The 3378-nt window shown below is 68.0% G+C and carries 3 protein-coding genes; all 3 read left to right on the top strand.

All coding sequences use genetic code 11. The features are described from left to right. Nucleotides 1–371: tol-pal system protein YbgF (gene ybgF, locus ACE3TU_RS20495; RefSeq protein ID WP_374627621.1), on the top strand; the 371-nt coding region annotated here is incomplete at its 5' end. Continuing rightward, nucleotides 356–1375, top strand: coding sequence for a tRNA lysidine(34) synthetase TilS (gene tilS, locus ACE3TU_RS20490; RefSeq protein ID WP_374627619.1), 1020 nt, complete (start codon nt 356–358; stop codon nt 1373–1375). The genes ybgF and tilS, both read left to right, overlap by 16 nt. Nucleotides 1376–1517: 142 nt before the next feature. Beyond that, the coding region (gene ftsH / locus ACE3TU_RS20485) for an ATP-dependent zinc metalloprotease FtsH (protein ID WP_374627617.1) at nt 1518–3378 on the top strand (1861 nt) is incomplete at its 3' end.

Below are 3378 nucleotides of genomic sequence, written 5' to 3'. Positions count from 1 at the left end.
ATGCCGGCTACGATGCCATGACGCGCGGCGACTACGCCTTTGCCGAGGAGCAGTTCACCCAGTTCGTGGCGCTCTACCCGGACGATGCGCGGGTGCCCGACGCCATCAACTGGCTGGGCGAGGCGCTAATCCAGCGCGGCGCCTACACGGAGGCGGCACAGGTCCTGGCCGACGGCTATACCAGGCACAAGGAGAGCAAGCGGGCGCCGGACATCATGCTGAAGCTCGGCGTGGCGCTGGTGGGCGCGGAGCAGGTCGATGTGGCCTGCCGCACCTTCTACACGCTCAAGCAGCGCTATCCGAACCTGGCACCGGCCTTCCAGCAACGGCTGGCCGAGGAAGTGCAGAAGGCAAAGTGCCCGGTGACCTGACGGCCGATCCGGTCGCGCTGTTCGCGCCCGTGGCGGGGCGCCGCGGCGTGGGCCTCGCCGTCTCGGGCGGGCCCGACAGCCTTGCCCTGCTGCTGCTCGCGGCGGCGTGGCGGCGGCAAAGCTCCACTCCGCCGCTGTTTGTCTATTCGGTGGACCATGGCCTGCGTGCCGAGGCGGCCGATGAGGTGCGATTCGTGCTCGAGACGGCGCGGCATCAGCAACTCCCGGCCCGTGGCCTGCGCTGGGAGGGGCCCAGGCCGACGAGCGGCATCCAGGCGGCCGCCCGGCAGGCGCGCTACCGGCTGATGCGGGACGCCATGGCGGCGGACGGGGCCGACGTGCTGGTGACGGCGCATCACCTCGGAGACCAGGCGGAAACGGTTCTGATGCGGCTCGCGCATGGCAGCGGCATCGAGGGGCTGCGCGGCATGGACCGGTTCGCCACGGTCGAGGGATGCGACCTGTTCCGCCCGCTGCTCGGCGTCGCGCCCGACCGGCTCGGGCAGATCGTCACGGCGGCCGGACTGACACCGGTCAGCGACCCGAGCAATCTCGACGACGACTATGAACGCGTGCGCTGGCGCCGGATGCTGCCGCTGCTGGCGGCGCAGGGGCTCGACGCCGAGCGGCTGTCGCGATTTGCCCGACGCATGGGCGAGGCGGATGCCATGATCGAACGGCAGGCCGATGCCGCGCGTCAGGGCCTGGTGCGTGCGGCGGGGCCGCACGCCTGCCGCATCGAGCACGCCGGCTTCGCGCGGCTCGACCGTCCGGTGGCGGTGCGGCTGCTGGCGCGGGTGCTGGCGGAGGTCGGGGGGCAGCGCAAGCCGCATGCGCTGGGGGCGATCGAGACACTGCACGACAAGTTGATGCTGCCGACCGTGCTGAGGCGAGCGAGCCTGCACGGGTGCCTCGTCGGCAGCGACGGGACAGAGATCACGGTGAACCGCGAGGGGGCCCGCCGCCGTAGTGGTGCCGGTAACGTCGTCGTGACACGGAATTAACCGAGGTGACGCACACTCTCTCGACTCCGCGGCCATTCCGCCGCACCAGTGGCTACGTGCGCAACACTTGTAAGGCCCCGGACCGAGGCCTACATTCGGCCAATCTCGCAGCCCGGCCGGGCTGGTCTTCAGGACAGGTTTGATGAACGTCAATTTCCGCAACTTCGCCATCTGGCTGGTGATCCTGTTCATGCTGATGGGCCTGTTCCAGGTCTTTCAGACATCGACCCGCTCGATTGCGGTCGCCGACAAGAGCTACAGCCAATTCGTGACGGACGTGGATGCGGGCAGCGTCCGGTCGGTGACGATCACCAATGACGTCATCTCCGGCGTGCTGAGCGACGGCAGCAAGTTCGAGACGGTGATTCCCCAGGGTGCGGACATCGTCAGCCGCCTCGAGAACCGGGGGGTGCAGATCACCGCCCGCGCGCCGGAGTCGAGCCCGTTCTGGGGTGTGCTGCTCAGTTCCTGGCTGCCTTTCCTCGTCATCATCGGCGTGTGGTTCTTCTTCATCCGGCAGATGCAGGGCGGGGGGCGCGGAGGTGCCATGGGCTTTGGCAAGTCGCGCGCCAAGCTGCTGACCGAGGCGCAGGGCAAGATCACGTTCGAGGATGTCGCCGGCGTCGACGAGGCCAAGCAGGACCTCGAGGAGATCGTCGAGTTCCTGCGCGACCCGGGCAAGTTCCAGCGGCTGGGCGGCAAGATCCCGCGCGGCGTGCTGCTGGTCGGCCCGCCCGGCACCGGCAAGACGCTGATCGCGCGCGCCGTCGCAGGCGAAGCCAATGTGCCGTTCTTCACCATTTCCGGCTCCGACTTCGTCGAGATGTTCGTCGGCGTCGGCGCGAGCCGCGTGCGCGACATGTTCGAGCAGGCCAAGAAGAACGCGCCGTGCATCATCTTCATCGACGAAATCGACGCGGTCGGCCGGCATCGTGGCGCGGGCCTCGGCGGCGGCAATGACGAGCGCGAGCAGACGCTGAACCAGCTGCTGGTCGAGATGGACGGCTTCGAGGCCAATGAAGGCATCATCCTGATCGCCGCCACCAACCGCCCCGACGTGCTCGACCCGGCGCTGCTGCGTCCCGGCCGCTTCGATCGGCAGGTGGTGGTGCCGAACCCGGACGTGCAGGGCCGCGAAAAGATCCTCAAGGTGCATGTGCGCAAGGTGCCGCTGGCGCCCGACGTCGATCTCAAGGTGCTGGCGCGCGGCACGCCGGGGTTCTCCGGTGCGGACCTGATGAACCTCGTCAATGAAGGGGCCCTGCTGGCGGCGCGCCGCAACAAGCGCTTCGTGACGATGAGCGAATTCGAGGATGCCAAGGACAAGCTGATGATGGGTGCCGAACGGCGCACGCTCAGCCTGACCGAAGAGGACAAGAAGCTCACCGCCTATCACGAGGCCGGGCACGCGCTGCTGGCCATCAAGATGGACGCCTCCGACCCCATCCACAAGGCGACGATCATCCCGCGCGGCCGTGCGCTGGGCATGGTGATGCGCCTGCCGGAACGCGATCAGGTGTCGCTGACGCGGCGCAAGGCCTATGCCGACCTCGCCGTCGCCATGGGTGGCCGGGTCGCCGAGGAAGAAATCTTCGGGTACGACAAGGTGACCTCCGGCGCCTCGGCCGACATCAAGATGGCGACGGGCCTTGCCCGCGCCATGGCGACGGAATGGGGCATGTCCGACAAGCTCGGGCCGCTGCTCTACGGCGACAACCAGGACGAGGTGTTCCTCGGTCGCTCGATGGTATCGCGCCAGGTGCACATGTCGAACGACACGCAGAAGATCGTCGACGAGGAAGTGAAGCGCTTCGTCGAGGAAGGCTACCAGACGGCGCAGAAGGTGATCCGCGAGAACATCGATGACCTCCACACCATCGCCAAGGCGCTGATCGAGTACGAGACGCTGACCGGCGACGAGATTCGCGGGCTGATGGACGGCAAGACGCCCTACCGGCCGATCGACAATGACCTGCCGCCCAAGTCGACGGGCGTCCCGACCG

The sequence above is a fragment of the Devosia sp. genome (assembly GCF_041917035.1).
In the GTDB taxonomy this organism is placed as follows: domain Bacteria; phylum Pseudomonadota; class Alphaproteobacteria; order Rhizobiales; family Devosiaceae; genus Devosia_A.
Note: the sequence above shows the minus strand (reverse complement) of the source record. Positions and strands in the feature narration are given on the sequence as shown.